This window comes from Gemmatimonadota bacterium (assembly GCA_041390125.1).
Taxonomy (GTDB): Bacteria; Gemmatimonadota; Gemmatimonadetes; order Longimicrobiales; family Gaopeijiaceae; genus JAGQIF01.
The window spans coordinates 220,949-245,235 of the sequence record JAWKQN010000002.1 but is presented as its reverse complement, the minus strand read 5'-3'; the positions used below and the strand labels follow the sequence as shown (position 1 = coordinate 245,235).

The window sequence follows — 24,287 nt, the reverse complement described above, 5'->3', positions numbered from 1 at the left end:
GGGGACCCCGGTGCGCATCGGAGTCGAGCCGGGCCGGGACGTACCGCTGCGCAGCTTGACCGCGCGCGACGTTGTCCGGGTGGAGGGTGAGGTGGCGCGGTGGCCGAGCGCCGACGTCGGACCGCTGTCGCTCTCCGCCTCGTGGGTGGAGTCCGCGACGGGCTACGGCCTGCCGGGAGAGGGATGGACGGTCGAAGTGCCCTTGGATGCGGTGCGGTCGGTCCAGGTGAAGGAGATCTCCTGGCTCCGCACGGCGGTGTTGGGCATCACGGCCCTGACGATCGGTGTGGTCGCCTTCGATGCGTTCGAGCTGGGTGGCGGAGGCGGATCCGGAGATGGCCCGGGGGGCGAACCGCATTGATGGTGGGGTGCCGAGGCGCCGAGCGGCGTCAGCGCTCCCCCCACACGTGTACCGGCTCGCCGAGGGTGCGCTTCAGATAGAGCACCTGGATCCCCACCACCACGGTGAGCGCCAGCGGCGTGGCGAACATGACGCCGCCGATCCCCAGCAGCGTGCCCATCCCGATCTGCGCGGCGATGAGCACCACTGGAGGAACCGAGACCATGCGCTTCTGCACCTGCGGAGTGATCAGATAGCTCTCCAGGAACTGCACGAGCGCGTAGAGCCCCAACACCTGGAGCGCCGTGGTCGGTCCCTGACCGAGCGCCACGAGCACCGCCGGGGCCGTGGCCGCGAGCGGGCCCAGGAACGGCACGAAGGAGAAGAGGCCTGCGATCAGCCCGAGCGCGAAGGCCAACGGGATGCCCAGCAGGAAGAGCCCGACCATGGTGAGGATGCCCACCAGCGTCATCGACACCAGACGCCCCAGGAGCCACCAGGTCAGTGCCCCACCGAGATGCTCGAAGAGGTCTTGCGTGGCTTCCCGTCCACGAGGCGGGACCAGCCGCACGATCGCTCCCGAGTAGCGGTGGAGGTCCGCGGCGAGGAAGACCACCAGCACCGCCCACGCCACGAGCGCGAAGAGCGTACCCGTGGTGACACGGAACGCCGTCAGGAGGCTGCTACCCGCGGCGCCCTCGCCCTCTCGGAACTGGGCGATCAGGCTTTCGATCTCCGCCGTCAGCGGCTGCAATACGGGGTTCGCGGTCAGGCTGTCCCGGACGCGGTCGAGTCCCGCGGGAATCCGTTCGGTCAGCACCTCGAGCTGGGACGTGAACCGCAGCCCGGCGAACCACAGAAAGGCGGCCACCAGCACGACGGCGCCCAGCAACACAAGCACCAACGCCCAGCCCCGACTCAGCGGCGTGGCCCCAGCGAGCGCCTCTGCTCCACGTGAGGCGGCGGCGGCGAACAGGGCGGCCGCGAAGAGCAGGAGGAGATCGTCCGCCAGCTGCCAGCCGAGAAGCAGGAGGACAACGAGCCCGATCCCGGTGAGCAGCAGCCGGAACGGGCCGGGTGGGACCAGCCGGTTCAAGCCTGGGGCGACGGCGGAAGGTCCGCGGTCACACGGAAGCGCCTCATCACGGTGCGGACGATGAGGAAGATGACACCCCAACGGAGCGCGCGCATGGGGTGCAGTAGCGTGAAGGTGCGCACGGGACTCTTCTTGTAGGCGTAGAGCTTGCCCAAGGTCTTCAGCACAGGATCATCCCTCCGGACACGGTTGTTTGCGTCGGGAGGGAGCAAGACACGCACCACCGGCGGCGGCAACGCGGAGCCGAGCGTAGCGGGGCCTTGGCGTGTCGAGCACCCGCTGTCCCGTGACGATCGTGTTTCGCCAGGATCTTCTGCGCGCGGCCCGTGCGTTCTTGTCGGTACTTCGCCGCCGAGGTCCGCCCCGGACGAGGCGGGGGCTACTCGATGTCCCGGTCGCCCGTGCCGCGCGGGTCCAACGGTGCGTTGAGAGCCGCGCGGAGATCTTCGAGCGCGACGGGCTTCGTGAGGTGGAGATCGAAGCCGGCCGCGAGCGCCCGCGCCCGATCCTCGGCCCGCCCGTACCCGGACAGGGCGATCAGCCGCACGTCGGTCAGCTCGCGGGTGCTGCGAATGCTCCGCGCAACCTCGAAGCCATCGATGTCGGGAAGACCCAGGTCGCAGAGGACGACGTCCGGCCTTGCCGCTTCCACTGCGGTGATGCCGTCACGGCCCTGGGTCGCCACCGCCACCTCATGGCCGGCCTGCTCCAGAAGCTCGCGGAGCACGTCCGCAGCGTCGGGGTTGTCCTCGATCAGCACCAGGCGGAGCCGCGCGTCCGCTCCGTCCTCGGCGGGACGTCCAGCCCGGGCGGGTGCAGATCCGAGGGGAAGGCGAACCTCGAACTCGGATCCGCGTCCCGAACCCCCACTCTTGGCCGTGACTTCCCCCTCGTGGAGCTCGACGAGCGAGCGGACCAACGCCAGGCCCAGTCCGAGTCCGCCGGCCGAGCGAGCCAGCCCTTGCTGTGACTGCCGGAATACGTCGAAGACGTGCGGCAGCAGCTCCGCGTCGATGCCGATCCCGGTGTCCGTGACCCGTAGGATCGCGTGCCCTCGCCGCGTGCTGAGCGTGACCTGGACGACCCCCGCGTCCTCGGTGTACTTGACGGCGTTGGAGATGAGGTTGTCCACGATCTGTACCATCCGCACACGATCCGCGAAAACCCATACCGGCGTCTTCGAAAGGCGCGATCTGAGGTCCAGGGGACGGTCCCCGAGTTGTCGCCGGACATCCTCCAACACTTCCCGGCACACGGCGGCCAGGTCCACCGGGCGCCGCTCCAACGCGATGCGGTTGTTGACGATGCGGGAAACGTCCAACAGGCCGTCCAGGAGCCGGGCCATGTGGTGGGTCTGCCGCTGGAGGATCTGCTGGGCCCTCTGGAGCGCCGGATCCAGGGGTTGCAAGCCGATCAGGTCCGCCGCCGCCCGGATCGCCGTCAGCGGGTTACGTAGCTCGTGGCCCAGCATGGCCAGGAACTGGTCCTTCTGCCGGTCCGCCTCCTTCAGCACGCGTTCGGTCTCGAGCAGGCGGCTGATGTCTCGATCAGTGGATGTGACCCCGACCACTGCGCCTTCTTCGTCCCGGACAGCCGAGCTGCGCACGGAGACGTCCACGGAGGACCCGTCCGCGTGGAGACGCACGGTCTCGTAGGGGTCCATGACCTCGCCCCTTCGGATCCGCTCCCGGGTCTCGTCGATCTCTTTGCGCCGCTCCTCCGGGACGATGCGATACACGGGCGTCCCTACGATGTCGTCCCGTACGAACCCGAACAATGCCTCCGCGCCCGCGAGCCAATCCGTCACGATCCCGTTCAGGTCATAGCTGAGGATGGCGTCGTGCGAAGACTCGGTGATTGCGGCCAGGCGCCGGGCCCGCGCGTGCAGGTCCGCCCTTCCGACGAAGTCCCCCACGGCGCGTCCGATGTTCTCCAGCGAGTGGAGGAAGAGCGGGTCCGCCAGCAGGCGCCGTGCAGCGAAGAGGCGCACCACGCCGATGGCGTTGCCACCCAGAAAGACCGGAAACGTGAGCGCGGATTGGAGCCCGAGCGGCTCTGCTGCGGGAACGAGGTCGGTCAGGGACGGGCGCCCCAGGTCGGTCCACCAGCGTGCGCGCCGCTCCTCCAGCGCCTGCTCGACCATGCGGGTGCTGTGGGTATCGTGCCCGCGCAGATGGTGCAACACCTGTCGCCGGTCGCAAGGCGGAGACGTATGGAGGATGCGGCGTTCCGCGGGCCGGTCTGCGTCGGGGCGCCACCACAGCTCTCCTACCGGCGTGTCCAGCGTCTTTGCGAAGCAGCGCAGCACGTCGTCCAGGAGGGTGTCTACATCGCCGGAGCCGGCCAGTACCTGGGAGACACCCAGCTCGATGGCATGCCGGCGGCGGGTCTGGAAGCGGCCGATCGCTGCCCCGACCACCCCCGCTACCGCGGCCACGAAGTGGGCATCCTCCGTTGTGAACGTCCGCGGCCTGCGCGTGTGGACGCCGAGCACGCCGTAGACGTTGTCTCCGTCGCGGATCGCGGCGGAAACGCCGCTGACCACACCATGGTCCCGCAGCAGCTCCGGTCCTGAGAACCGGCGCTCCTGAGCCAGGTCTTCGACGACGACGGGACCGCCGGCCTCCAGGGTGTACCCGGCCTGGGAGTCGGGGCCGGCCCCCACCGCGCGCTCGCCCACATAGCCAGCCGCCCATCCCACGCCGGCCCGCAGAAGGAGCTGCCGACCGCCGGGCTGCACCTCCAGGATCTTGCAGAAGTCGGTCCCGAGGGTCTGCTGTACGTCGCGGACGGCCTGGTCCAGGAACCCCTGGAGGTTCGACTCCCGAAGCGCGTGTACGCCCATGCGCGCGATGAGCGCTTGTTGCTGTTCCCGGAGCTGGAGCCGGGCGGCGGCTTCCCGGATGGCGGTGATGTCCGTGAACGTGACGACGATCCCCTCGATCCGGCGCGATTCGGTGCGGTAGGGCAGGATACGGCGGTCATACCACCGGTCGCCCTGGCTCCGCAGCTCGCGGCCCACCCCGTTCAGGCTGTCGAGCACGTGCCGTGCCTCGGCTTCGAGACCGTTCTGCAGCAGATCGCGCGCCATAGTGCTCACGAACCGACCGAGGTCCGTGTGATCGATACCCAGGAGCTCGGCCGCGGCCGGGGTGAAGCGCTTGATGCGCAGCTCGTCGTCGAGAAAGATCGTCGCGACCTTGGTACTGGTGAAGAAGTTGTGGAGGTCGTCGTGCGCCTGCTCGAGCTGATCGATCTTCTCGCGTAGCTGACTGTTGACCGTGGTCAGCTCCTCGTTGAGCGACCGCAGCTCCTCCGTGGTGGCCTCCAACTCCTCGTTGGCGGATTGGAGCTCCTCGTTCATCGACATGGATTCCTCGTTCGAAGACCGCAGCTCTTCGTTCGAGGTCTCCAGCTCTTCGATTGTGCTGCGCAGGTCCTGACGCGTCGCGTCGAGCTCCTGCGCCAGTTGCTCGATCACCGCGTCGTCTCCCGTGCCTGCCTCCGGGACCTGCTCGGGCTCCGCGTCCTGGAGAAGCTCGAAGCTGATGGCCACAGCGAGGTCGCCGAGGACCGGCGCCGGGTGCGCCGTGATGCGGACGCGCTGCTGTTGCTCGGTCGGGCTCGACAGCGCGACCACGGGCCTTCCTTCCCGGCGACAGCGGTACAGTACCGAGCGGGTACGCGTGAGGAGATGGGATCGGAGCAGGCCGAGGAGCTCCAGGGTCGGATTGTCGCCCTGAGGGAAGGCGAGGAACGGGCCCAGCTCACCGTGCATATAGAGCACGGAGCCCTCCGCGCCGACGACGACGCTGGGCGGCACCCAGGCATCGAGTAGGGCTCCGCGCGGTCGGTCCTCACGGGGGCCGCCATGTAGGCCCGGGTGCGGGTGCGCCTGGGCCACGAGTGGCTCCGGGAGGGTCTGAGGCAGACGGTGCGAGCCGCGCTCGACCGGCAGTGGGGTGGAGGGACCGGTCTTCCGGTAGATGCGCCAGGACTTGGAGAGCGCACTGAACAGCTCCCGCTGCGCTCCGTGGGACTCCGACGGGCCCAGGAAGAGATATCCGTCGTTGTGCAACGCGAAGTGCAGGACGCGGAGCACCTGACGTTGCGCCTCCGCGGTGAGGTAGATCAGCACGTTGCGGCAGCTCACCAGGTGCATCCGCGAGAACGGTGGGTTCTTGGTGAGATCGTGCAGCGCGAACGACACGGTCTCCCGCAGGGGTTGACGGACGCGGAAGCCGCGGCCAGGCAGAGGTTGGAAGAAGCGCTCGAGCCGCTCGGGCGACACCTGGTCCGCGATGGAGAGCGGGTATTCGGCCCCCCGGGCGATGCCTATGGCCTCGGCGTCGACGTCCGTTGCGAAGATCTGTAGACCCAGCCGGGCGCCGCGGGCGTCGATCGCCTCCAGGAACTCCATTCCCAGGCTGTAGGCCTCCTCCCCGGTGGCGCAGCCGGCAACCCATACGCGCAGGGTCGTACCTGCGGGGGCGGCACGTACGAGGGGATCGACGACACTGTGTCGCAGCGTCTCGAAGGCCTCCGTATCCCGAAAGAACTCCGTGACGCTGATGAGGAGGTCGCGCAGCAGGGTCTGTTGCTCCGCCGGATGGTCGCGCAGATGACCGAAGTACTCGTCTGCCGACTCGAACCCGGAGAGGACCATCCGGCGGAGCACACGCCGCTGGATGGTCCCGGTCTTGTAGACGCGCAGGTCGAAGCCCTGTTGAGCCTCCAGCAGCGCCGACAGACGCGCCAGTTGAGCCGCGTCCAGCACCGGCACGAGTCCGGCCCGCTGCTCGCGGTCCAGTACGAGCTGCTCCTCCTCGCGGGCGAGGATGTCGGCGTGGACGCCCGGGGGAAGGCTCGCGAAGCGCTCCAGGGCGTCGGGGATCTCGTCGATGCCGAGAACGAGATCCACGAGACCGGTGTCGATGGCGCTGCTCGGCATCCCCGGTTGACCGCTCTGCTCGGGCTTCTGTGCGATCGCGAGTCCGCCGACCGCTTTGATCTCCCGCACGCCCGCTGTTCCGTCGCTGCCGGCGCCCGACAGCACGACTCCCACGGCGCGTGGTCCGAACTCACGCGCCAGGCTGCGAAAGAGATGATCGACCGGCAGGCGGATCCGGCGGTGTGTGCGAGGCGCGCTGAGCTCGATCCGACCGTCCCGCACGGCGAGGGCCGTGTCGGGCGCAATGACGTACACGGTGTCGGGCTCGAGGACCGTTCCATGCGTGGCGTCCTGGACGAGCAGCGTCGTGTGCGACGACAGCAGTTCGGCCAGCAGGCTCTTGTGGGTCGGGTCGAGGTGCTGCACCAGCAGGAACGTCATGGCGGAGCCGGGCCTCACGGCCCGCACCAGTGTCCGGAACGCGTCCAATCCGCCCGCGGAGGCTCCCACCCCCACGACGAGACGGGGCTCACTCACAGCCGCAGCCGACATACAGGGTTCCTTGATGGAGGCGGTGTCCTGGCGGGAGCGTGGGGGAGCCGCACCGCATGCCGGGAGGCGAGAAGAGCAGGCGGGACCGCACGAGGGTGTGGGGGTGGCAAAGCGGTTCGTTCCCCGCACCGTGACCCGGACAAGCATGCCGAAGGTGGGCCGGGCTCCAGGCTGGCGCAAGCCGAGTACGGGCTCCCGAGCGTCGTGACGCGGCGCGCGGGCGGGAGGATCGTGTCGTGGCGCGCGCGGACGGAAAGGCATCCATCCTAGGCGTTGTCGGCGGTGACGCGTGGCACGTGAGTGGGGACCCAGCCGCAAGCACGACCCGTGCAGGATCGCGAGGGGCAAGGCTACCGCCGAGTGTCGCCATCCGGGCTCGCGAGCTCGCGGCCGTCGCGTGACCAGGCCACCGCGAATCGCGTCAGCCGAGCGGAATTCTCGAGCTTCAGCTTGCGTCGGATCTGCTGTCGGTGGACCTCGACCGTGCTGACGGATAGCCCCAAACTCAACGCGATGTGGCGGGGCGCAAGGCCGTCTCCGATGAGGCGGAAGACCTCCATCTCGCGTGCCGAAAGCGGCTGCACCGCGACGAGATCGTGCGAAACGGGAGCGCGTCGGGTGAAGGCGTCCCCGCCCCCACCCTCTGGCTGGCCCACCCACCGCTCTCCCCGCAGCACGGCACGAACGGCGTCGACGATCCGACCGGGGCTGTCGCTCTTCAGTACACAGCCACGGGCGCCGACGCGCGCAGCATGGGACAGGTGTACGAGGTCACGCTGCCGAGCGAAGAGGAGGACGGCAAGCGTCGGGTCACGCTTGAGCAGAGCCGGGATGAGGCGGATTCGCGCGAGGGCGTCCAGCCCCGGATCCAACACGACAAGGTGGGGTCGCTCCCGCTCGAGGATCTGCGCCAGCCCGGACGGACCCCGGAGTGCGGAGACGACCCGCACCCCGTTCTCGGCACCCAGCAGGTGGACGAGGGCCCACAGCAGCAAGGGGTTGGCTTCGATCAGAGCGACGCGTCGGGTCACGGCATCCATCCGCCTCACAGGCGGCCGGTGGAGAGGATCGCGGCAGAGATGTGGGGCTCAGCTGCGTGCAACGGATATGCCCGGCACGCGCACGGCGCGGGATGTACCCCTCTCCGTTGGCGCGATCCCGGCCGCGCGACTCGCCCCCACCTTGCGGCGCCCGTCCGCAGGCCGAGCCGGCGCCCGTCGGCCCGCCCCGCCGGCGTCCGCTATCGGTCCGAGCAGGCGCGCCCGCGCGTCCGCCCGTCGTGCAGGTGTACGCACGCGCGAACACGACCCGAGGCCGGGGGCCACACGAGTCAGGCGCGCCCATGGCCTCTGCCGAAGGCATGTCGCTTGCTTTGCAGGGCGCGGCCAAGCCCCCACGAGGAAATCGGTTTCATGAGCATCGTCGTCCCGGGACCTGCGTCACGCACCGCTCGAACGCACCCCCACCCGTCGCACCGCAGGCACCACACGTCGTCGGACGCCGCTCCCCGGATCGTGGTCGTCTCCAACCGCCTTCCCGTTCGTGTGCGCGACGACTCGCACGAGTTGAGGTTGGTTCCCGCAGACGGCGGTCTGGTCACAGCCCTCGGTCCGCTCGTGCGACGACGCGGGGGACTGTGGATCGGCTGGCTTGGACTGGCCACCGAGGATCGCGAGGCAGGCCCGCGGGAGTACCGGCTGGCTCTGGAGCGATTCGCTCGCGATGCGGGGTTCGGGATCCACCCGGTCCATCTGTGCGCAGACGAGATCGACGACTACTACGCCGGTTTCTGCAACGGTGTCCTGTGGCCCCTCCTCCACGGCTTTGCACCCTCCGATTCGCTTTCCGAGCGTCAATGGAAGGGGTACCGCCGCGTGAACGAGCACTTCGCAGAGGCTGTGCTGCGGGAGGTGCGGCGCGGCGACGAGGTCCTGATCAACGACTACCACCTGCTGCTGGTGCCGGGCCTGCTACGGGGTCAAGGGCTGGGCAACTCCATCACGTGCTTCATCCACACGCCGTTTCCGCCCGGAGAGCTCTTCGAGCGGCTGCCGTGGGCGGAAGAGATCACCGCCAGTCTCCTGCAGGCGGACCGGGTCGGGTTCCAGACCGCATTGGACCATCGGAACTTCGTGAGCACGGTGGAGCGACGTCCCACGCGCGAGCGCCATTCGGGGGTCTATCCCATCTCCGTGGACGTCGACGAGTTCCAGGCGCTCGCCCGCAGCGAGCAGACCCGGGCTCGGGCCTCGGCCATCCGGGCGGAGATGGACGTGCCCCATCTGCTGCTCGGCGTCGATCGACTGGACTACACGAAGGGGCTGCTGGAGAAGCTGGCGGGGCTCGAGTCTCTGCTGGAGGAGCGCCCTCAGCTCCAGGGGAGCGTCTGTCTGACCCAGCTCGTCATCCCGAGCCGGGAATCGGTTCCCGAGTACCGGGCGCTCCGCGACAAGCTCGAGCGCCGGGTCGGCGAGATCAACGGCCGGTTCTCGGCGAGGGGATGGGTGCCGGTGCACTATCAGTACGGTCGGTGGAGCCGGGAAGAGCTGGTGGCACAGTACGCCGCCGCGGACGTCGCGCTGGTCACGCCGGTGCGGGACGGAATGAACCTGGTGGCCAAGGAGTTCTGCGTCTGTCAGCCGGACGAAGCCCCCGGAGCGCTGATCCTGAGCCGTTTCGCGGGCGCGGCGTCGGAGTTGCGTGAGGCGCTGGTGGTGAATCCGCACGGCGCCCGGGCGGTGGCCGACGCCCTGCACACGGCGATGACCATGCCGGACGAGGAGCGCCGGCGGCGGATGTCGACCATGGTGCGGAGGATCCGCACCTGGGACGTCTACGAGTGGGCGCAACACCTCCTCCAGGTGGGGGAAGGAGCGCACGCGGCGCGGCCGGCACTGCAGCCGGTGGGGTGACGGAGCGACGGCTACCGCCTCGGGGGAGCCGCCCCCTTTGCCGGTGGCGAAGGAAACGCCGGGCGGGCCGTGCGTGGGCGGGCCGTTCCGTCTCCACCGACAAAGGGCCGGCGCGCGGCCCTCTCCGTCTTTTCCTGCACGATCCGTAGCGGTCGAACAATCCCTGCAGCTTCCGGCTCCCGAGAATCCCGTCACGGTGCGGAAACGCGCTGGCGTGCACCCTGCGCCCTGTAGGGGAGCAATCCCGGAGTTCCGCGGCGGCTGCGCCGCGCGGATGGGATCTTCGATGACGAACGGGAGGATACGGATGGATAGCAAGACGATGAAGGCGGCTACGGCCGCGGCGGCAGCGGCTCTCGCGATACCGATGGCCCTGTCGGCCCAGCAGGAACGCCCCCCCATGGAGGGCCAACACAACGGAACGGTCCGCGTGGAGATGCGCGCCCTGAGTGACGAGGCGGTCATGGGTGAAGTGCACCTGAGGACCGGGAGCGACGCGGCCGCGGGGGATCGGATGGGGATGGCCCACCCCGTGGAACTGGAGTTCGACGTGCGTGGCCTCGAGCCCAACCAGGAGGTGGCGTTGCTGGTGCATCGCGGAGCCTGCTCGGCCGGCACGACCACCATTGCCGAGCTCGGCCGCTTCACGGCCGACGCGACCGGTCAGCTGATGCAGACCGAGACGGTGAGGAACGAGGAGCTGTCGACCCTCATGACGGATGAGGCCCGAGAGATGGATCACGACCGCATGATGGACGATGCGAGTCGCGACACGATGGCCATGTGGGACAGCACGCAGGTGCGCGACACCACCCGCGTCAGCGACACCACGGACGGGAGCGCCTGGAGCGGTGCCGATGCGACCTCGCAGCAGGAGGACACGTACCATCTGCAGCTCGAGGCGAATGGTGAGCCCCTGGCGTGCGGGAACTTCGAGTCGGCTGAAGGCGAATACGGCCTCAACTGATCCGATCACGTTCTCTCCCGGCAGTGCTGATCGCTGATCGGGAGCGGATCGTTGACCGGGAGTAGAAGGCGACGGCCCCACACCGCAGTCGGTGTGGGGCCGTTGGTCGTGGGATCGTCCGGACCGTCAGGAGTGCTGCCGGATGGCGGCGATCAGTTCCGACTTCTTCATGGAGCTACGTCCCTCGATGTCCAGCTCCCGGGCGCGGTTCCTCAGCTCGTCCACCGTGCGGTCTTCCAGGCTGCTGTTGGGGTTTCCCGTGCCCTGGGTCGTCTGGTTGGGGGTCCGTCCCTCCTGACGCCGCTGCTTGTTCACGGTCCGCGCGGCGATCTCCTTCGCCCGCGACTCGGAGCGGCCTCGCTCCTGGGCGCTCTCCTTGATGTGCTCGTACTTCCGCTCGTCCTTGTTGCTCCATTTGCCCTGAGGCATGGGACCTCCTCCGGTTCGTCCGTGGGGGACGGCCCCACTGGGCGCAAGCGGGGTGCCGGATCCCAGGCCCACGTCCGTCCGCATCGTCCGTCCGAGGCCTGGTCTTCGTTCGCCGCGACACCACCGCCCCCTCGCGCGGCGCCTCCGGCGGGATCGTGCAGCCGCGGCACGCGCGGAAACACGATGGCGCGGCAGGGGGTCCGCGCGCCGGCCGCAATTCCAGCAGCCAGGCCACAAGGAGGACGGCGTCCCACGGCACGCCCCCTGCCCCCTGCACCCCCCAGCCACACTCCCGACCACAGGAGGTGACGCATGGGGAGCGGTGTGCCAGGCGGCGCCTGGCGTCCGGGAGAGACGGTCCACCCGTCGTGGGTGCGGCGCGCCGAGCGCATGGCGCGCGAGGGCGCCACGGCCGACCTCGATACGTGGACGCACGAGGAGCTCTTCGCCCGAGCCCGCCTGGTGGAGCTGCCGGGCCGGTCGCACATGACGCGGCGGGAGCTGATCGAGGCCCTGCGCGAGCATTGAGCCGGAGAAGCGGACCGGAGTGAGGGACGTGGGCGACGCGCCCACGGGCGCCCTCAATCCGAAGTTGCTGGCCGAGCGCGCCGAAGCGCTCGCCCGGCGCCACCGTGAAGCCGGGGTCACCACCGGCTCCCCACGCGGGCTCCTGCGTGAGCTCGTCGAGGCCGGGGCATCCCTTGTCGACACGTACGAGCTCTTGGCCCGCGCCGCAGCGCGCGGCGTGGAGACCGGTCCCGCAGCGCACTGGTTGCTGGACAATTTCTACGTCCTGCGGGATCAGCGGCGCGAGGTGATCCGTCACCTGCGCGGCGCCTTCTTCCGGGAGCTGCCGTACCTGGGTACGGGCCCGTCCGCGGGACGGCCGCGCGCGTACGCGCTCGCGGACGACTTCGTGGCCGCGCTCGACGGTTCCGTCGGCGCGACGAACCTCACGGAGTTTCTGCTCGCCTACCAGCGAATCCTGCCCCTGCGGCTCGCGGAGCTGTGGGCCTTGCCCGATGCGCTGCGGATCGTGTTGTTGTTGCGGCTGCGACGGCTCGCGGAGCAGGTGCGGCAGGATCATCTCACGCGCCGCCAGGCGCGCCAGTGGGCGGAGCGGATCGCGGCCCAGGCCGAGGCCGGGGCGATGGAAGCGTCCTGGGAGCTGAAGCGGCTGCTCGATCAGGAAGGAGCCGAGGTCCTCTCCCCACCGTTCCTCGTCGCACTCATCGATCGACTGCAGGTGCAGGGCCCGGACGTCATCCCCATCCGAGAGTGGCTGGAGGACCGGCTCACGACGTTGGGCGTCGAGGTGCAGGACCTGACCCGACAGGAGACCCAACGTCAGGTGTCCGTCGGCAACGCGGTCGCCGCGTTGCGCTGGTCGGCGGATGCACGGTGGGGCCCGCTCATCGAACGGGTCTCTGCGATCGAGCATGCGCTCCAGGACGATCCGTCCGGCGTGTATCCCCGCATGGACCTCGAGACGCGCAACCTGTATCGCCAGCGGGTGGAGCGTCTGGCGCGTCATGCGCAGCGGGAAGAGGAGGAGGTGGCCGCGGAAGTGGTCGCACGGGCCCGGGGAGCACCGGGTGGTCACCCGTCTGCGCTCGACGGCCGCCACGTCGGTCACTACCTGGTGGGAGAAGGCGCGCCCGCCTTCGCACGCGAGCTGGGCAGCCGCCCCCCCCTACGCCTGCGGCTCCTCGCCGCGGCGGAACAGCATCCGGGTGTCGCCTACCTGGGCACCGTGGCCCTCACGACCACGGTCGCGCTCCTGGCCGCGTTGGCCGTCGCCGCCGGTCGCGGCATCTCCGCCGGGATGCTCATCCTCGTCGGCCTCGCGGCGTTCCTGCCTCTCCTGGACCTCGGGGTGGCGGCCACCAATCGCCTCGTGGCCTGGCTGGTCCCGCCCCGTCGCCTCCCGAAGATGGATGCCGACACGGGCCTCGACGACGCCGATCGCGCGTTGATCGTCATCCCGGGGCTGTTGCGCTCGGTGGAGGAGGCGGCCGAGCTCGTCGAACAGCTGGAGATCCACGCGCGCGCCAACCCGGCCGGCCGCTTCCGGTTCGCGCTGCTCACCGACCCTCCCGACGCCGAGGCGCGGGTGATGCCGGGGGACGCCGCGCCCGTCGAGGCGGCGCGGGCGGCGATCCGCCGTCTCAACGCCCACGACCACGACGATTGGGGCGACCGGTTCTTCCTGTTGCACCGGGAGCGACGCTGGAGCCCCAGCGAGCGCGTCTGGATGGGTTGGGAGCGCAAGCGGGGAAAGCTGGAGGAGCTGAACCGGCTGCTGTGCGATCCGGACGCGGAGACGTCCTTCACCGTCGTGGAGGGAGGCCTGCGCGCGCTCCTGGCCCGCACGCCGATCCGGTACGTTCTGACCGTCGATGCCGATACGCAGCTGCCGCCCGGATCGGCGCTCGACCTGGTGCGCACGGCAGCCCATCCGCTCAATCGCCCTGTCTACGACCGGGACGCACAGCGGGTGACGCACGGCTTCGGGATCCTGCAGCCGCGCGTGTCGATCCATCCGGCCAGCACCCACCGCTCGCGCTTCGCCCGTATCTTCTCGGGCCTGACGGGCATCGATCCCTACACGACCGCGGTGTCGGACGTGTATCAGGATCTGTTCGGGGAGGGCATCTATACGGGCAAGGGCCTGTACGACGTCGACGCGTTCAGCTCCGCTCTGGCCGGAGTGGTGCCCGCCGATACCGTCCTCTCCCACGACCTTCTGGAAAGCGTGTTCGCGCGCGCGGCCCTGGTGACGGACGTGGAGGTCTTCGACGACTACCCCTCCGGCTACCTCCCCTGGGCGCGCCGCCTGCACCGCTGGGTGCGAGGCGATTGGCAGATCGCGCGTTGGCTGCCGGGCAGCGTCCGGGGCGCGGCGGGCGAGCCACGGCCCAACCCCATCACCACGCTCGGTCGCTGGCAGATCGTCGACAACCTGCGTCGGTCGCTGACGCCGCCGGCGATGCTGGTCTTCCTGCTCGTCGGTTGGATCGCCCTGCCGCGGTCGCCGCTCTTCTGGAGCCTGGTGGCGCTGGCGGTGCTGGCGTTCCCGGTCTACGTCAACCTGACCAGCGCCGTCTTCGCCCGGCCCCGCGACGTGACCTGGCGCAGCTACTTCGCCGGCGTCGATCGCGACCTCGAGCGCTACCTGGTCCAGACCGGGCTGACCATCGTCTTCCTCGCCCACACGGCGGTGGTGTCACTGGATGCCGGGGTGCGCGCGCTCTGGCGCATCCTCGTCACCCGACGCGGGCTGCTGGAGTGGACCACCGCGAGCGACGTCGAGCGCTCGGCCCCGGCGACGCTGGGGGCATATGTCCGCGCCATGGCGCCGTCGATCCTCTGGACCGTGGCGTCCCTCGCCCTGGTGATGCTGCTCGAGCCGGATGCCTGGATCGCGGCGGTCCCGTTCCTGACGGCCTGGATCGCGGCCCCCTTCCTGGGGTGGTGGCTCAGTCAGCCGGTGGAGGAGCGCGAGGCGGCCCTGGGCGCGGCCGATCACAGTTGGCTGAGGGTGCGCGGGCGGCGTACCTGGTCGTTCTTCGAGCGCTTCACCAACGCGCAGACCGGATGGCTCCCCCCCGACAACGTGCAGGAGAACCCGCTCCGGGGGGCGGCGCCGCGCACGTCTCCCACCAACATCGGGCTGGGTCTGCTCGCTACCCAGGCGGCGTGGGACTTCGGATGGGTGAGCCAGGAGGAGCTGATCGAGCGTCTGGAAGGTGCGGCGCGTACGATCGACGGTCTGGACACGCATGCAGGGCATCTCTTCAACTGGTACGACGTCCGGGATGGTCGCACGCTCTGGCCGCGGTACGTCTCCACCGTGGACTCCGGCAACCTGGCCGCCTGCCTCGTGGCGTTGGCCGGCGGCCTGCACGATGTCCTCGAGGCGCCCTGGCCCAACCCGGAGCTGGCCGAAGGCGTTCGCGACACGCTCGCGCTCTGCGCCGAGCACCTCGAGTCGCGGGGCAGCGGGCGGCGTCGGAAAGGAGAGCTGGCCGAAGCCCTCGCGGATGCCATCACCAAGGCGCTCGACGCGCGCTCCGATAGCGCCGCCGGCTGGGCGCGCAGCGTGGCTCGTCTGCGTCCCGCCGTCGCTCGTCTCGAAGCGGCGTGTGGATCCTCCCTCCCGGGTTCCGCCACGCTGCCATCCGAGGGGTTGGGCGATCCCCTCGCGGCGTGCGTCCGCTCGCTCGGACGCCTGCTGCGGGACGAGCAGCGCGATCTCGGCGCGTTCGTGCCCGCCTCCGACGGATCGGAGCACGACGGGGCCGCGGGGCTTGCGGAGCGGCAGCGGCGCGTGAGCACCGATCCGCCCGACGATCCGGTTCGCAAGGCGCTCTCCGCGCGCGTGGAGCGGCTGCAGGCGTTGCGGCGCTGGTGCATCGACCGCACTGCCGCCACGGACTTCCGGGCGCTCTACGACACGTCCCGGGACCTCTTCATGATCGGGCTCAACCTGGAGACGCTGCAGCCCGACGCGGGTCACTACGACCTGTTGGCGAGCGAGGCACGCCTCGCCTCCTTCCTCGCGATCGCCAAGGGCGACGTGCCGGTGCGCCACTGGTTCCATCTCGGTCGCGCCGCGACCCGGACGATCGACGGCAGTGTGCTCCTCTCGTGGAGCGGCTCCCTCTTCGAATACCTCATGCCGCGGCTGCTGCTGGGGTCGTGGCCTTCGACCCTGCTCGACGAGACCTGCCGCGGGGCCGTCACGGTCCAACGCCGGTACGCGGAGCGCCACGGCCGACCCTGGGGCATCTCCGAGTCCGCCTACAACACACTGAATCTGGATCTGGACTATCAGTACCGGGCGTTCGGCGTCCCGGGGCTCGGGCTCAAGCGCGGGCTGAGCGGCGACTACGTCGTGGCGCCGTACGCGACGGCTCTGGCGCTCATGGTCACGCCGCGCGCGGCCCGCGCCAACCTGGACCGTCTGGAGCGGGAGGGGGCGCTGGGGCCGTGGGGCTTCTACGAGTCGCTGGACTACACCTCGGAGCGCCTTCCCCCCGGTCGGAGCCACGCGGTCGTATCGACCTGGATGGCGCATCACCAGGGCATGGTGCTCGTGTCGGTCGCCAATACCGTCCTGCAGGACGTCTTCCGCAGACGGTTCCATGCCGCGCCGTCGGTCCGTGCCACGGAACTGTTGCTGCAGGAGCGGATCCCTCGGCGTGTCGAGATGTCGGATCCGCACCCCCTCGAGACCACGGTCGATCCCGGGGATCGACCCGCCCGCGCGCCCGCCGTCGCCTACGTGGGTCACGAGCGTCTCCGCGACCCGTCCCCACGGGGGCATCTCCTCTCGAACGGGCGGTACTCGTCGCTCTACACGCAGGCCGGCACCGGCGGATCGTGGTTCGGCGACTGGGATCTCACCCGTTGGTCTCCCGACCGTGTCCAGGATGGTCAGGGGGTCTTCGTCTATGTCCGGGATCTGGACTCCGGCGCGGTCTGGTCGACCACCCCCGCACCGACCGATCCCGTCGCCGATCGGCTCGACACGTGGTTCCATCTCAACAAGGTGGAGAGCGCGCTCGTCCACGACTGGATCGAAGCCTTCAGCCAGGTCTGCGTCTCGCCGGAGGACGACGTCGAGGTGCGGCGCATCACCGTCACGAACTACAGCGATCGCACCCGCAGGCTCGACCTCACCAGCTACGCCGAGCTTGCGCTCCAGCAACGGGGCGCCGACGCGGTGCACCCCGCGTTCTCGAAGCTGTTCGTCGAGACGGAAGCGCTGCCTCGCCACTCCGCCCTGTTGGCCACCCGCCGGCCCCGCGCCGATGACGATCCCACGCTGTGGATGTTCCACACCGTGGCGCAGGGAAGCGATCAGCCCGCTCCGGAAGGGCCCGTGGCCTTCGAGACCGACCGGGCCCGCTTCCTCGGACGTGGGCGCAGACCGGCCCACCCCGCGGCGCTCGACCTCCCCCCCGCGCTGAGCGGCACGACGGGCCCGGTGCTCGATCCCGTCTTCTCCCTGCGGGTGCCGCTGACGCTCGGCCCCGGAGAGAAGCGGGTGGTCAGCTTCACGCTGGGGGTCGCTGCCAGCCGCGACGCGGCCATAGCGATGGCGGATCGCTACGATCACCCTGCGGCCGCCGCCCGCGCCCTCGATCTGGCCACGGCCTACGGACCCGTCGAGATCCAGCATGCCCAGCTCGCTGGCGCCGAAGCGCTACGACTGCAGGAGCTCGGCGCGGCGATCGCGTACCAGGATCCCCGACTGCGGGCTCCGGCGGAGGTCGTGCGGCGCAATCGCCGGCAGCAGTCGGCGCTGTGGGCCTACGGCATCTCGGGAGACCGCCCGATCGTCCTCGTGCACATCGCCTCGGTGGAGGAGCTGGATGGTGCGCGCGACGCGGTGCGCGCCTTCGAGTACTGGCAGCAGAAGGGGTTGGAGCTGGACCTGGTCTTCCTGAACGAGCATCCCCCGTCGTACGTGGAGGGCGTGCAGGATCTGCTCACCGAGCTGGTGCAAGCCTCGGCATCGCGCACCACGGGACGGCGGCGCGGTGCGCTGTTCGTGCTGCGGGCCGACCAGTTGCCCGAGGAGGACCGCGTACTCCTGCAGGCGGTGGCGCACGCCGTCTCGCGTGCCCGTCTGCCCGTGCTGCGCGCCGAGCCGCGCGCGGTGGCGCCCGCGGGCGGCGTCGCCCTGGAGCCGCGTTCCCCCGGGACCGGTCCGGTGGAGCCGCCGGGCGCGGAGGACCGGTTGGCGTTCGACAACGGCATCGGCGGGTACGATGCGGACGGGGCGTACGTGATCCGGCTCCGCCCGGGCACGCGGGGGCTGACGCTGCCTCCGCAGCCGTGGAGCAACGTGCTCGCCAACGAGGCCTTCGGGACGCTCGTCACCGAAACCGGTATCGGTGCGACGTGGGCGGGCAACAGCCGCGAGTATCGTCTCACGCCCTGGGCCAACGACCCCGTGCTGGATCGACCCTCGGATGTGGTGTACGTGCGGGACGAGGAATCCGGACGGTGGGGCAGCGCCACCCCCGCGCCCGCACCGTTCCAGGCTGGGTACGAGACGCGCCATCGGTTCGGCAGCACCCGCTACCGCGTAGACGCCGAGGAGCTGCGGGTGGAGACCACGGTCTTCACCGCGGCGGGAGCGCCGCTCACGGCCGTACGACTCCGCCTGCGCAACACCTCGGACCGGCCGCGGCGCCTCACGGTGTACCGCCTGCACGAGTGGGTGTTGGGCGTATTGCGGGCTCCGTCCGCGCGAATGGTGGTCACGGAGGTCGATCCGGAGACGGACGCGCTGCTGGCACGCCGTCACTACCACCCGGACCAGCCCGAGCACGTGGCCTTCGCGCACGTGCTCGCCCCCGCCGATGCCACGGTCCACTGGACGACCGATCGGGCGGAGTTCCTGGGCCGCATGCGCGACCTGTCGCGTCCGCGCGCGGTCGAGGCGAACGCCGCCCTGGAAGGGCGTTCCGGCGCGGGCCTCGATCCGTGTGCGGCCTTCCGGGTGGAGCTGACGGTGGAGCCGGGCGCGGAGCGCTGCCTCTACTTCCTCACCGGGGCGGCCGCGGATCTTCCCGGTGTGCACGCGCTCCTGTCGGACTACGGGACGCACGCGGCGCTGGACGAAGCGCTCGACGAGGTGGACGAGGCCTGGCGCGGCCGGTTGTCGCCCTGGCGGGTCCACACACCCGACCCCGCGCTCGACCGGCTCTTCGACGGGTGGCTGCTCTACCAGACGTGGGCGTGCCGGCTCTGGGCGCGCTCCGCGCTCTATCAGTCGTCGGGTGCCTTCGGCTTCCGCGACCAGCTCCAGGACGTGATGGCGGTCACCTACGTGCGGCCCGCCCTGGCCCGTTCGCAGATCCTGCTCCATGCCGCCCACCAGTTCGTCGAGGGCGACGTCCTCCACTGGTGGCATCCCGGGACGGAGCGGGGCGTGCGCACGCGCTTCTCGGACGACCTGCTCTGGCTCCCCCACGTCAGCGCGTGGTACGTCGACGCGACGGGCGATGCCACCCTCCTGGACGAGCGCGTCCCCTTCCTGACCGGCCGGCCGCTCGATCCGGGCGAGGACGAAGCGTACCTGTCTCCGGAGGTGGCCGACGAGGTCGCCGACCTGTACGAGCACTGCTGCCGGGCGCTCGATCGATCGCTGACGGAAGGTCCCCACGGTCTTCCCCTGATGGGAACCGGGGACTGGAACGACGGCATGAACCGTGTGGGTCGAGAAGGCAAGGGAGAGAGCGTCTGGCTGGCGTTCTTCCTCCACGCGACGCTGGGCGCGTTCCTGCCGCACGTGGAGGCGCGCTCGGATGCTGTCCGAGCCACCCGTTACCGGGAGGCTCGGCAACGCATCGAGGCCGCCGTGCAGGAGGCGGGATGGGACGGGGACTGGTATCGCCGCGCCTACTTCGACGACGGCACCCCGCTCGGCGCGGCCGAGAACCCCGAATGCCGCATCGACGCCATCGCGCAGGCGTGGGCGGTCCTCTCCGGAGTGGCCCCCCCGGAGGAGTCGAGGACGGCGCTCGAATCCGTCGAGCGACACCTGGTCGATCGGGGTGCCCGTCTGATCCGGCTCCTCGATCCGCCCTTCGACACCTGGGAGAAGGATCCGGGCTACATCAAGGGCTATGTCCCCGGGGTCCGCGAGAACGGAGGGCAATACACGCATGGAGTGCTGTGGCTGGTGGCTGCCTGGGCGGAGCTGGGCGACGTGGATCGGGCCCTGGACCTGCTGTCGCTGCTCGTGCCGGCCTCGCATGCCGCCGATCCCGCCGGCGTGGCGCGCTACCGGGTGGAGCCCTACGTGGCCGCGGCCGACGTCTACAGCGTGGAGCCCCACCGCGGCCGGGGCGGCTGGACGTGGTACACCGGATCGGCGGGGTGGATGTGGCGTATGGCGTTGGAGGCGGTCCTCGGCGTCCGGCTGGAGCGGGGGGACCTGCGGATCGAGGCGCGTCTTCCGCGTGGGTGGGACCGCATTTCCATCGAGTACGCGCCGGAGACGGGAACGCGCTACCGCATCGAGGTGCGCCGGGAGGAGCGAGCCGACGTCAGGGCCGCGCTCGACGGCGAGGCGCTCGCGTTGGACGCGGGGAGCGTCCGCGTGCCCGTCCTACGGGACGGCCGCGATCACCACGTGTTGATCGTGGTTCCCTGAGGGGCGCAGAGCCACCGGAGCCGAGAACGGAAGCAGGTCGGCTGGCGGGCGGCACCGTCGCCTGGACCGGGAGGTCCAGGGGGTGCTCAGTCCACGCTCGGCGGCACGACGCCGCGGCCCCGGCGCCAGAGCGAGCGGCGGCGTGGTCGCGGCGGGCGCATCGACTCGATCGGAGCCGGGGGTGTGGCCGCCGGCCCCGCGTCGGGCTCGAGTGCGGCGAAGCCCAGGCGCGCCAGACGGGCCACCGCGAGCGCGGGCACCACGGCGCGCACCCGGATGGCGATGAGCGGATCCCAGCGATGGATGCCGATCACCTCCGGGTCCACCCCGGCATCGAGGAGTGCCCGCACACAGCGGTTCACGCCGGGCTGACTGTCGATCAGATAGACCGTCGCCTGTTCCATGTGGGTTCTCGGAAGCGTTGAGGGACACGGGGGCCCGACTGGCGAAGGGCAATCCACATGCCTCGTGCACGAGCTGCGACCCGATGTGCAGGGGGGAGCGCAAGTCGTTGTCGGGTCGGGCGGTCGGTGGCGGGCGGCCGCCGGGAGGGGTGGCGAGCGACCTCGCCATCGTGCGCGCGCGAACGGTGCTGAAACACGGAAGCGAAGCGGTCGGAGCGCCCGACGGGGTCGCCGGGCGCTCCGGAAGGGTGCCCGAAGGCCTCCGCTCACTCGGCAGCGGCCTGCCGATTCACTTCGCTCTCTGCGATCTCCGTGAGGAGTCGATCCGCTTCCTTCTCCTCGTCCAACGTCTCCTCCAGCCGCTCGGCCGCCTCGGTTTCCCCGAGCAGCCGCGCCAGGCTACGGGCGGTGCCGTACCCGGCCATCTCGTAGTGCTCCACCTTCTGGGCGGAGGCGATGATGACGGCGTCGCGGATCGCGCCTTCCTCGGCGTCTTTGACCGACTCCGATCCCTCCTTCAAGATGCCGGCCATCCCTTTGCACTTCTCGCCGTCCACGTCGAACTCCAGGCTCTCGGCGATCTCCTCCAGCCGCGCCTTCTGGTCCTCGGTGGCATCCAGGTGATCCTCCAGCGCGTCTCGCAGGCTGGGATCGGTCGCGTTCTCGATCATGGTCGGGAGCGCTTCCAGGATCTGGCTCTCGACGCTGTAGAGATCCTGGATCTCGTGCTCCAGCAGGTCCCGCATGGATTCCATGTCCATGGTGCATTCCTCTCGTACGGAAGGTGTCGGTGCCGCTCGGCGGCGGAGGTGCCCGGGCAGGAAGCGGTCCACCGGCATCGACAGGTCCGTGGACTCCCAAGTGCCGGTGCAGGCGGACGATCGCGAGCCGGACCGTTGCGCGTGCCGCCCTCTGTCCGTGCACACGGCTCGGAGCGTGAAACACGAACCGTCCCGCATGCGGCGAGTTCTCCACGCGAGGAGCCTGCGTAGCTTCCGGTCCTTTCCTTGCCCCGCCTGCCTTTGCCCGCGTGAACCACCGGAGATGTTCGCGGAGCCACCGGAGAAGGGAGCGAGACGATGGGTGACGACCACGACCGCAAAGAGCAGCGACCCGACCTGACGGCGGGCATCGCCGAGGCGGAGATCCCGGACGATCGCCCCCTGACCGGTCGCGTCGGAGACGAGTTGGTGCTGCTGATCCGCACCGGGGATGACATCCACGCCCTCGGCGCCACCTGCAGCCACTACGGAGGTCCGTTGGGCGACGGCCTGGTCGTGGACGGGACGGTGCGTTGCCCCTGGCACCACGCCCGCTTCGACGTGCGCACCGGAGCGGCGGTCGGCGGCCCCGCCCTGGACCCGGTCCCGTGCTGGGAAGTGGAACGCGCGGACGGCCGCGTGCGGGTGCGCGACCGCCGGAAGGAACGTGCGCCGTCGGGGCACCGCCCGGCGCAGGAGCCGGGATCGGTCGTCGTGCTCGGTGGCGGGGCCGCGGGTCATGCGGCGGTGGAGACGCTCCGGACCGAAGGCTATCCGGGGCCGATCACCGTGATCGATGCCGACCCCGACAGCCCCTATGACCGCCCGCAGCTCTCGAAGACCGTGCTCTCCGGGGAGCAGGGTCCCGAAGCGCTCCCACTGCGGGACGATGCCTGGTTCGAGGCGCACGAGGTACACCGGGTCCGGGCTCGGGCGGAGGAGCTCGACGTGGACGGTCGGCGCGTCCGTCTTGCGAACGGGGACGACGTCGCCTTCGACCGGCTGTTGATCGCGACGGGGGCCGAGCCCCGTGACCTGCCCGCCGAGATGCCGCCGGACGCCCGTGTGCACACGCTGCGGAGCTGGGCGGACGGGCGCCGCCTGATTGCCGCGGCGGAGGCAGGTCGGCGTGCGGTGGTGGTGGGCGCGAGCTTCATCGGCCTCGAGGTGGCCGCGGCCCTGCGGGCCCGGGACGTGGACGTGCAGATCGTCGCGCCCGAGCCCCTTCCCCTGGCCGCGACGCTCGGAGAGGACCTGGGTGCGTGGCTGCAGGGTCTCCACGAATCCCACGGCGTGACGTTCCACCTGGGCCGCCAGGTGGCCCGGGTGGTCCCGGACGGGGTGGTCCTGGACGACGGCCGGGAGCTTCCGTGCGACTTCGTCGTCGTCGGCATCGGCGTGCGACCCCGCGAAGAGCTGGCCGCCCGCGCCGGCCTCGACACCGACGATGGCATCCTCGTGGATGCGCGGCTGCAGACCTCGGCGCCGGGGATCTTTGCAGCCGGGGACGTGGCGCGCTACCCGGACGCGCATGCAGGCACGCGGGTCCGGATCGAGCACTGGGTGGTGGCCCAGCGCATGGGCCAGCATGCCGCCCGGGCCATGTTGGGCGCCGAGGCTCCCTTCACGGACCCGCCGTTCTTCTGGACGCGCCACTACGGGCAGACCGTGTCGTGGGTCGGGGCGGCGCCGGAGTGGGACGACTTCGTGGCCACCGGGGATCCCGCCTCGTCGTACGCGATCCGCTATCTGCGGGGTGGAAACGAACGGGCGTTGGCGACGGTCGAACGCGACCTGGAGAACCTGCGGTTCGAGGCGGCGCTCGAAGCGGATGTGACCGATGTCCGCCAGGCGGGTGCGGAGGCATCGTGATGAGCGCATCCGAGCCGCAGGAGCCGCCGCGTCCCCCCTTTCCGGAACAACCCCTGTCCCCGCCGGGCATCGAGGGCGACATGGATCCCCGCCCCCGCTACCTGGCGCGGGAGTGGCGAGGATCGGGCAAGTTGAAGGACGCCGTGGCGTTGATCACGGGAGGCGACTCCGGGATCGGACGGAGCGTCGCAGTGCTCTTCGCGCGGGAAGGGGCCGATGTCGCCCTCGTCTATCTGGCCGAGGAGCGGGAAGACGCCGAAGAGACGAAGCGCGCCGTCGACTCCGAAGGGAAGCGTTGTCTGCTCCTGCCCGGAGACGTCTCCGATCCGGACTTCTGCGAGGAGGCGGTGCGGCGGTGCGTGGAGCGCTTCGGGCGTCTGACCATCCTCGTCAACAATGCGGCCGTGCAGCAGCACCGCGACTCGATCGACGAGCTGACCGTGGAGGACTGGCGCACGACCTTCGACGTCAACATCCACGGCTATTTCCAGATGGTGAAGGCGGCGCTTCCCCACCTGGCGCGTGGCGCCTCGATCCTGAACACGGGGTCGATCACCGGCCTCGAGGGAAGCAAGGGGCTCCTGGACTACTCCGCCACCAAGGGAGCCATCCACGCCTTCACCAAGTCGCTTGCACAGGCGCTCGTGGAGCGGGGGATCCGGGTGAACTGTGTCGCGCCGGGACCGGTGTGGACGCCGCTCAACCCTGCCGAGCGCGAGGCCGAGGAGACGCGCCAGTTCGGCGCCGACACGCCCATGGGACGGCCGGCGCAACCCGAGGAGATCGCCCCCGCCTACGTCTACCTGGCCTCCAACGTGGCCGCCAGCTTCGTCACCGGGCAGATCCTCACACCGCTGGGCGGGGAGACCCGGGCCGGATAGGCCCGCG

The 24,287-nt window shown here is 70.4% G+C and carries 14 protein-coding genes; 7 read left to right on the top strand and 7 right to left on the bottom strand.

The window, feature by feature from the left end; all coding sequences use genetic code 11:
• Positions 1-10 precede the first annotated feature (10 nt).
• The gene (locus R3E98_00905) at positions 11-361 is read left to right on the top strand and encodes a hypothetical protein (GenBank protein MEZ4421940.1); all 351 of its coding nucleotides are present in this window, start codon (positions 11-13) and stop codon (positions 359-361) included.
• A gap of 28 nt (positions 362-389) precedes the next feature.
• Here R3E98_00905 and R3E98_00900 read toward each other — a convergent pair whose 3' ends face one another.
• The 4 genes from R3E98_00900 to R3E98_00885 all read right to left on the bottom strand — a co-directional run bounded on the left by R3E98_00900 (position 390) and on the right by R3E98_00885 (position 7,910).
• Entirely contained in the window at positions 390-1,436 is a 1,047-nt protein-coding gene (locus tag R3E98_00900; GenBank protein MEZ4421939.1) for an AI-2E family transporter, read from the bottom strand.
• Positions 1,433-1,603, bottom strand: a complete 171-nt coding sequence (locus tag R3E98_00895; protein MEZ4421938.1) for a hypothetical protein — start codon at positions 1,601-1,603, stop codon at positions 1,433-1,435. Before R3E98_00895 ends, R3E98_00900 begins: the two co-directional genes overlap by 4 nt.
• Before the next feature lie 212 nt (positions 1,604-1,815).
• Positions 1,816-6,879, bottom strand: coding sequence for a chemotaxis protein CheB (locus R3E98_00890; GenBank protein MEZ4421937.1), 5,064 nt, complete (start codon positions 6,877-6,879; stop codon positions 1,816-1,818).
• A 350-nt stretch (positions 6,880-7,229) separates the two neighbouring features.
• Positions 7,230-7,910, bottom strand: a complete 681-nt coding sequence (locus tag R3E98_00885; protein ID MEZ4421936.1) for a response regulator transcription factor — start codon at positions 7,908-7,910, stop codon at positions 7,230-7,232.
• 381 nt (positions 7,911-8,291) lie between these two features.
• Here R3E98_00885 and R3E98_00880 point away from each other — a divergent pair, with 381 nt between their 5' ends.
• Together R3E98_00880 and R3E98_00875 are read left to right on the top strand one after the other, a co-directional pair.
• Complete coding sequence (locus R3E98_00880) at positions 8,292-9,791, top strand: trehalose-6-phosphate synthase (protein MEZ4421935.1); 1,500 nt, start codon at positions 8,292-8,294, stop codon at positions 9,789-9,791.
• A 307-nt stretch (positions 9,792-10,098) separates the two neighbouring features.
• On the top strand, positions 10,099-10,758 hold the full coding sequence (locus R3E98_00875; GenBank protein ID MEZ4421934.1) for a hypothetical protein: 660 nt from the start codon (positions 10,099-10,101) through the stop codon (positions 10,756-10,758).
• 126 nt (positions 10,759-10,884) lie between these two features.
• Here R3E98_00875 and R3E98_00870 read toward each other — a convergent pair whose 3' ends face one another.
• Positions 10,885-11,187: a Rho termination factor N-terminal domain-containing protein gene (locus tag R3E98_00870; protein ID MEZ4421933.1), complete on the bottom strand. Its 303-nt coding sequence runs from the start codon at positions 11,185-11,187 to the stop codon at positions 10,885-10,887.
• A 312-nt stretch (positions 11,188-11,499) separates the two neighbouring features.
• Here R3E98_00870 and R3E98_00865 point away from each other — a divergent pair, with 312 nt between their 5' ends.
• A complete protein-coding gene (locus R3E98_00865; GenBank protein ID MEZ4421932.1) occupies positions 11,500-11,715 on the top strand; it encodes a hypothetical protein in 216 nt (71 codons plus the stop codon).
• A gap of 28 nt (positions 11,716-11,743) precedes the next feature.
• Positions 11,744-20,362: a glucoamylase family protein gene (locus R3E98_00860; protein MEZ4421931.1), complete on the top strand. Its 8,619-nt coding sequence runs from the start codon at positions 11,744-11,746 to the stop codon at positions 20,360-20,362.
• A gap of 86 nt (positions 20,363-20,448) precedes the next feature.
• Here R3E98_00860 and R3E98_00855 read toward each other — a convergent pair whose 3' ends face one another.
• Complete coding sequence (locus tag R3E98_00855; protein MEZ4421930.1) at positions 20,449-20,766, bottom strand: hypothetical protein; 318 nt, start codon at positions 20,764-20,766, stop codon at positions 20,449-20,451.
• 266 nt (positions 20,767-21,032) lie between these two features.
• On the bottom strand, positions 21,033-21,527 hold the full coding sequence (locus tag R3E98_00850; protein ID MEZ4421929.1) for a ferritin-like domain-containing protein: 495 nt from the start codon (positions 21,525-21,527) through the stop codon (positions 21,033-21,035).
• Positions 21,528-21,845: 318 nt separating this feature from the next.
• On the opposite strand from R3E98_00850, the gene R3E98_00845 reads away from it, so the two are divergent.
• Both R3E98_00845 and R3E98_00840 read left to right on the top strand, forming a co-directional pair.
• The gene (locus R3E98_00845) at positions 21,846-23,399 is read left to right on the top strand and encodes an FAD-dependent oxidoreductase (protein ID MEZ4421928.1); all 1,554 of its coding nucleotides are present in this window, start codon (positions 21,846-21,848) and stop codon (positions 23,397-23,399) included.
• The gene (locus tag R3E98_00840) at positions 23,399-24,280 is read left to right on the top strand and encodes an SDR family oxidoreductase (GenBank protein MEZ4421927.1); all 882 of its coding nucleotides are present in this window, start codon (positions 23,399-23,401) and stop codon (positions 24,278-24,280) included. The genes R3E98_00845 and R3E98_00840 overlap by 1 nt, the downstream gene beginning before the upstream one ends.
• Positions 24,281-24,287: the final 7 nt, after the last annotated feature.